At 65.1% G+C, this 6782-nt stretch carries 5 protein-coding genes and 1 pseudogene; 2 read left to right on the top strand and 4 right to left on the bottom strand.

Features of this window, described 5'->3' with window-relative positions:
• Positions 1-913: pseudogene (locus ACH2EI_RS17245) on the top strand (hypothetical protein); the annotation flags it as partial.
• A 6-nt stretch (positions 914-919) separates the two neighbouring features.
• Positions 920-1735 carry a glycosyltransferase gene (locus ACH2EI_RS17240; RefSeq protein ID WP_395160952.1) on the top strand — a complete coding sequence of 272 codons (816 nt, stop codon included), beginning with the start codon at positions 920-922 and terminating at the stop codon, positions 1733-1735.
• On the opposite strand, the gene ACH2EI_RS17235 is transcribed toward ACH2EI_RS17240, so the two are convergent.
• The 4 genes from ACH2EI_RS17235 to ACH2EI_RS17220 all read right to left on the bottom strand — a co-directional run.
• Positions 1690-3243, bottom strand: a complete 1554-nt coding sequence (locus ACH2EI_RS17235; protein ID WP_395160950.1) for a glycosyltransferase family 4 protein — start codon at positions 3241-3243, stop codon at positions 1690-1692. The genes ACH2EI_RS17240 and ACH2EI_RS17235 overlap by 46 nt on opposite strands.
• A gap of 7 nt (positions 3244-3250) precedes the next feature.
• Complete coding sequence (locus ACH2EI_RS17230) at positions 3251-3589, bottom strand: hypothetical protein (RefSeq protein WP_395154434.1); 339 nt, start codon at positions 3587-3589, stop codon at positions 3251-3253.
• Positions 3589-6291 (bottom strand): DUF2142 domain-containing protein, encoded by a 2703-nt coding sequence (locus ACH2EI_RS17225; protein ID WP_395160948.1) that lies wholly within the window; start codon positions 6289-6291, stop codon positions 3589-3591. The genes ACH2EI_RS17230 and ACH2EI_RS17225 overlap by 1 nt, the downstream gene beginning before the upstream one ends.
• A gap of 35 nt (positions 6292-6326) precedes the next feature.
• The coding region (locus tag ACH2EI_RS17220) for a glycosyltransferase family 2 protein (protein WP_395160946.1) at positions 6327-6782 on the bottom strand (456 nt) is incomplete at its 5' end.

Raw genomic sequence — 6782 nt, 5'->3', positions numbered from 1 at the left:
CTGTTGTGCGCGAGTGGAAGAAGGCACAGAAGGCAGCCAAAAAAGACAAACAGGATCGTCCACTCTCCGCATGTACCAGCCCGCCCCGACCGCTGTACCAGATACCCACCCGCTCGCTGTTCCAGATACCCATCGAATCGGAGTCCTCAGCTCGCTCGATCCAGCCAGCTGGCAGAGCGACGTCGTCGCGCGGGTCATGCGGGCCCAGATCGATCTCCACCGCAACGACGTGTCACTCGACTTACGCAGCGTTCACGAGCGAGTGGTGATGAGCCGTGCATTGTGGCAACCAGCGCTGACTACTGCCTGGCCGACCACCGTGCACGCCGTCGTCATCGAACGCGACATCGAGCTACACGATCGCGAGCGTGCAGGCGCGGCAGCGATGATTTCGATCGAGACCGACATGTTTGGCGACACGACGCTGTGGTGTGCGCTGTTCGAACAGACGCTCGACCCCGCCGCCATCGACACGCGGACCCGGATGCTCGAACATCTCGGCGTCGACCAAGATCCCACCGATGGTTTCGCCGCTGCTGCCAATTCACTCGGCGGGCTCCTCGCCCCGACTGACCGCTACTGCCTGGCTCGAGCAGCCGACCGAGATGCGCTCGACGCAGCACACGCTGCGCTCGCCGGTGGCCGGACTGCGTCGAGCGCCAGCGTCGTCGACGAGATTGCGCGCGTTGCTGCAGCGCTCGAAGAAACCGGCCCTGACACCGGTGTACACCACAGCGCTGTGCTGCAGCAGCGCGTCGCCGAGCTGGCCGCCGAGCTCTCCGATGAACGAGAACGGCACGCCATGGCCGAGCGCCAGGCCGCCGAGGCACTTGATGCTGCAGCCCGGCGGGAACAATCGCTCACCGAGCGCCTCGACACCGCGTTCCTCCGCAACGCCCTGCAGGAGCGTTGATCGACCATGTTTCGTCGGACTGGTTCACCTGCTGCGCGCCACATCATCGAACCAACCTCGGAACCGTTGGTCTCGTTCGTCTTCGTGACGTTCGGGACCGATTCGGCAATGATCGACGCCGCGCTCGGCCGCCTCATCTCGAGCTGCGCTGCCGATGACGTACCAGCCGAAATCATCGTGGTCGACAACCTCCACCCCGTACGCGGGCATGCAACGGGGCAGCATCTCGCGCTGACGACCTCGGGGGTCCGGCTTGCAATGCCCGACGAGAACCTCGGGTTCGGGGGCGGAAACGAACTCGGCGTGGCGGTGGCACGCGGCACCGTTCTCTGTCTCGTCAATCCTGACCTGATGGTCCATGACGGCTGGCTGACCCCGATGCTCGATGAGCTCGCAGCTCACCCTGACGACCTGATTGCTCCGCGCCTGCTTGGCGCCAACGGCAGTCTTGACGAGGCCGGACAATGGGTCGGGCCAAATGGACTGACTACGCCCGCATCCGGGGCAGATATTGACTACGCGTCAGCAGCCTGCTGGATCATGCGCAGGGAGACTCACGAACGCGTCGGCGGGTTCGATCCACGATTCCATCCGGCGTACTTCGAAGACGTTGATTTCGCATTTCGCCTCCGTCGCCTCGGTGGCCGAGTGCGCCTCCACCCGACGGTCGCTGTCACCCACCTGCGAGGCGGATCCGTCGGCAGAGTCCACGGGCCGACAGATATCTCCAAACAGCTCCACACCTTCGTCGAGCTGTGGGCTGACGAACTCTGGCGTCAGCCGCCGTTCGGCGCGCGCCGAGCAATCGCAGCCGCCAACTGACCGGCCTCGACTGCCGGGCCGAGTACGGCCACCAGTGTGCGCGCCTGCTTCGATTGCTTGACATCGTCTGGCCAGACAGCAAGCTGCGCCGGCACGATTCGAGCGATCGCGGTGAAGGCCTTCTCGATTGCCTTGTCGCCGAGCACACACAGCACTACGTCGTATTCGCCGGCTGCCTGGTGTGCAGGCAGCATCCGAACGTTCTGGACGTTGCGGCCCCATTCTTCGGCGAACCGTGATGCATCGTTCGGCACGAAGATCGTGACATCGGATTCGGTTTCGGATTCGAGCTGGGCGGCCAAAGCCAGGGTGCGCGTGGCCAACTCCAGCTCGTACACCGACAGCGGTGCAGCCAGTGCGATCTGCCTGCGTGGATGACCACGCGGCAGTGACGGCCGGCCGATGACCTCGGCATACACGTCGGCCAACGTGTCGGCGGCGCGCTCCCAGGTGAATCCGGGATCGGCAGCCGTATCGAGCAAAGCAATCACATCGCTCTCGGTAAGCGCAGCGCGCAGCTTCGCGGCGATGTCATCGATGTCATACGGGTTGAACAGCGCGACGGGCTCTGGCATCACTTCGGGCAGCGACGACACGTTGGAGGTGATGACGCGGGCCCCGCAGCGTCGGGCTTCGAGCACCGGCAGGCCAAACCCTTCGTACTTGGACGGAAACAGCACCAGTTCGGCGCTCTGGTACAGGCGAACCAGGTCGGCGTCTGAGACGAACCCGGTGACAACCACGTCGTCGGCTACCCCGCGCGCTTGGCAGTAGTCGAAGAATGTGACGCGTTGCCCCTCGGCGATCTTCGACGCGATCAGCAGTTGGTGGCGCTGGCGAAGCTCTGGTTCGAGTCGGCTGTAGGCGTCGACCGCACCGTTGAGGTTCTTGCGCCACTCGGGGCCGGCCGGGACCATGATGAACCCGGGGAGCAGGGTCGGCACGACCTTGTTCAGTTCGACCATCCGGTCGGCGAGCGTGTCGGTCGGCGGCGCGAACTGCTCGGCTGTTCCTGCACCGATCGACGTGACCACACACGCATCGACGCTGAGCATCCGAATGACGTCATCGGCAGCCGACTGAGAATCGGTGACGATGGCATCGGACGACACCAGCATCCCGAGACGCGACTGGTACCACGCTTTCGCACCCGCATTGGGCAGGTAGATGTCGGAGAACAGATACGGGATCAGGTCGTAACACGTGACCACCGTGCGTTCGGCGATGACGGGTACGGCCAGCTCACCAATGCTCGGTTGCTCGAACGGCGAGTTGACGTGCAGCAGGTCGACCCGCTGACCGCGCAGCTCGCTGAACGATTGAAGCTTGCCCTCAAGGCCCAAGGCGTCGAGGCGCGCCGCGTAGGGCATCGCGTCGTTGTATGCGAAGACGTCAACGAGGTGTGGGTGCCTGGCCTGCAGCGCACGCGCCAGCTCGCCGGTATACCGAGCGATCCCGCGCTCGCCGTGCTCGATGCTTTGCACCGCCTGGATGTCGAAGACGATCATCGTGCCGTCAGGGTGTGTCAGGCGTCGAGGTCATCGCCGCGAGAACGGCGGCAAGTTCGGCAGATGTGGCCGACATTTGTGCGAGTTCTGAGCGCAGTGCAGCGATCTCGCGACGGAGTTCGCTGATCATCTTCGACTGATAGAGCTGCGTCTCGGCAACGACGTTCGAGAGTTCCGCCAGTTGGCCGCCGGACTGAGCGTAATCGAGGGCCGCAGCGCCGGACTCGGCGGCTGCGAGTCGTACTTCCTGCTTCGTCATCTCGAAGTGATTGTTGAAGTAGTTGCGCACGGGCCCGACTGTGGCTCGGGCTGCCGATTTCAGTTTCACCTTCGGAGAGTTCGCCATCAGACAGTGACGGTACCTGGGCCGGTTGATGCAACTCGGGCAACCTGGCGATTCAACGCCTCGAAGTACTGCTGGCCGCGTCGCTCTTCGCTCGGCTGATCTTGCATGCGTCGGTAGGCCCGTTCGGTGATCCGTGTGCGGGTCCTCGGCTCATCGACCAGCCGCACCATCCACGCAGCTGCGGCGCCGATGTCGGGGTCAGCCCACTGGAACCCGTCGGGGTAGGCGCCCTCACCGTTGCGAACAGCGATCATCGCCACGTCGATCAGTGCCGCTGACTCGTCGTCCATAAAGTCGAGGTTGCCCGAGTAGCGCGATGCGAGCACTGCGGTGTGCAGCCACATTGCATCGGCCAAGTGGAGGCCGAGCCCTTCGCCGCGATGCAACGACACGAGGCAATCCGCAGCCGCAACCATGGCCGTCATGTCGCTGTCAGACAGCAACTCGTCGAGCACTTCGATCCGTTCGGACAGGGCCGAGTTGGCGACATGCGTCGTGATTCGGTCGAGCGACTCGGCCCGCTTGTCGCCGTTCAGCGTCTTGATGACGAGGCGCACGTTGGCGTCGGTCGGAGCGAATGCGCCAGCGAATGCGTCGATCGCACCGAAGGGGTTCTTCCGCTCGACGATGCTGAACAGGTCGAGCGCCACGACGAACACGAACTCGTCGTTCGGCGCAAGCCGTTGCCGCCATGCGCGGTGTGTATCGGGGTCGAGGTCGGGCCGAGCGAGGTACATCGGTTGGTGCGTCACCGCAGGGCCGTTGGGAACTGCCCGGTACGCGTCGGCAACGAACACGGTTGGTGCCCAGATTTCGTCGACGAGGTCGAAGGCAACGCCATGACCATCAGGAACGCGATCGACTTCCCAGAACCAGTAGCCGATCACTCGATCGACGTTGCGGAGTTGCGGAGTCGCTGTCAGGGCCGCAGGAAGCTCTGGCGCGGTGACCACAGCGATCGTCGTGCGCCGCAGCGGCCAATCGCCGACCCCGGCCCCGTTTCCGGCCCCGGCGAGTGGGCTGTCGGTCAGTTCGACGTCGTACAGCGAGACCGGAACGCCTGCGGCGACCAGCGCGGCGTGGATGCGTCGAACAGCAACACCGAGCCCACTCGCTGCTCGGTGGTAGCCCAGCAGGTTGACGCCTTCTTCGAGCGTCGGAGCAACCGCGCTGCCGTGCGCGTCGGCGGGGCCGGCAACCAGGCCAACCGATTGCCAGAGCAGCAATGTTCCGGCGCCGTGCAGCGCCACGAGTGCGATCGGTGGAACGACGGTGGCGTAGGTGTCCCACTGCCACGGAGTCAGCGTGCCTTGGTCGCCAACGCCCCATCGGCGCATGGCGGCTGCAATGGCGACGTTGGCGACCACGAGAGAAAGCGCCACGGCGGCCTTGCCTAACCGTGCGGCCTGACGGCGATCGATCGATGCCGTCGTCAGCACGATCGGGATGCCCGCCAGCAGCGGGAGGTAGTACCGCCCCTGCCAGTACGTGCCGGACTCGTCGTTCTGGACCATCGTCAACACCCACGACATCCAGATGCCAGTCGTCAAGATGGCGACCGCACCGATGGTTGGTCGCCGCGACTCGGCGATGATTGCGCCAGCGACGAGGAGTCCGAGCCCGATCAGCCAGACGAAAACCATCGACTGCGGCACCGCGGTGTCGAGCCAGCCGACGATGCCGATCGCCTCCCGCATGTCGATACCGGTCTGGTTGATCGTCCGCTGGAACACGGCGCCGTCGAACCCGCCGGCCCGGGTTCCCATGACGACGTATGACCCGACGAGTGTGGCGCTGGCGACTCCGACGATCACCGCGAGTCGTTGCCCGGTGCCGACTGTGCGACGCCAGAGCCAGCGCAGGCCAATCGCGGCGACCGGCGCGAATGGAGCGACGAAAAGCAACTTCGACGACGATGAATCGCTGCGCGCTGCCCACGCCAACGCGGTCAGCGTCGACACGACGATCGCCACCCATGCCGACCGTGCGATCGAACGGCGAAGGTGTCCGATTCCGACGTCGAAAATGACGATTGCCAAGGCTGCAACGACTGCTGCATAGACCAGCCCGTCGCGCCGCGGCAGCACCATGGCGGCCCAGCCGGCGGCCAACAACACCTGGTCGAGCCGCGACGGCGCCCAGCCCACCGCCGGGGTGCGCCTCCACGCGCTGGCAAAGGCGGCCCACACGGCCACTCCCCCGGCAATGACCAGGCTCGACGGGTTGACGACCGCGACGGTGAACCAGACGGGCACGGTGATTGCGATGAGAACGCCCGAAGCTGGCCACCAACCGTGGCGGCTGGCAGCAAAGAGGGCGCCGGCTAACAGGAGTAACGGCATGGCCGCGGATGCAACTCGTGCCCCTGGCGACGACCACCCTGGGGGCAGCAACGAGCCGAGGCCCGGCGCCAGATGACCCCAGATTGGGTAGTCGGCCGCTTTGGTGATCTTCAACTGGGTCCCCGACCCAGCCTCAAGTTCAACGATGCAGCTCGCAGGTACGGCCGGCTGGAGCGCAAAGCACGCCGGCTCGGGTGCTCCGACGTGGGCGGGAAGTTCGAATCCGACGAGTGCCGACGACACTCGCTGACCATCGAGTTCGCCACGGATCAGCGCGGCGGAACGAATGACGTGTGAAGGTTCGTCAGCTCCACCGGATGGAGGTGTGGCAAGGATCCACGCGCCCACGATCATGGCCATTGCGAACAGAATGCGTCCTGCCGGGAGCAGCCGCCTCATGCCGACCTGCCCTGCACATCACCCTGAGCTTGCCGCCGAGCTTGCCGCTGAGCTTGCCGGCGAGCCTTGACGAGACGCACCGATGCGCTGTACCCGGCGCCGAGCGCCCGCGCGTGTGCCGCTCGGGGTGGGTGTCGCAATCGGCGGACCGAGAGCCATGTGGCTCGCCCGACGACTGCGATTGAACCGAACCGCAATGCGCACCACAGGCGGTTGCGTTCTTGCAGACGCCTCGTCTCATCACCGAGCGCGCTGGTGCTGGCCCCGCCCTCATGCCACACCGTCGACGACGGTTCGCAGCGATACCAATGGCCGAGTTCGGCACCTCGCAGGGCCAGATCGACGTCTTCGTAGTACAGGAAGTAGCGCTCGTCGAAGCCACGGGTTGACTCCAGAAAGGCACGGCTGAACAGCACCGCACCGCCGGTGAAAACTGTGATGTCGCTGCCCTG

This window comes from Ilumatobacter sp. (genome assembly GCF_041688325.1).
Taxonomy (GTDB): Bacteria; Actinomycetota; Acidimicrobiia; order Acidimicrobiales; family Ilumatobacteraceae; genus Ilumatobacter_A.
Note: the sequence above shows the minus strand (reverse complement) of the source record. Positions and strands in the feature narration are given on the sequence as shown.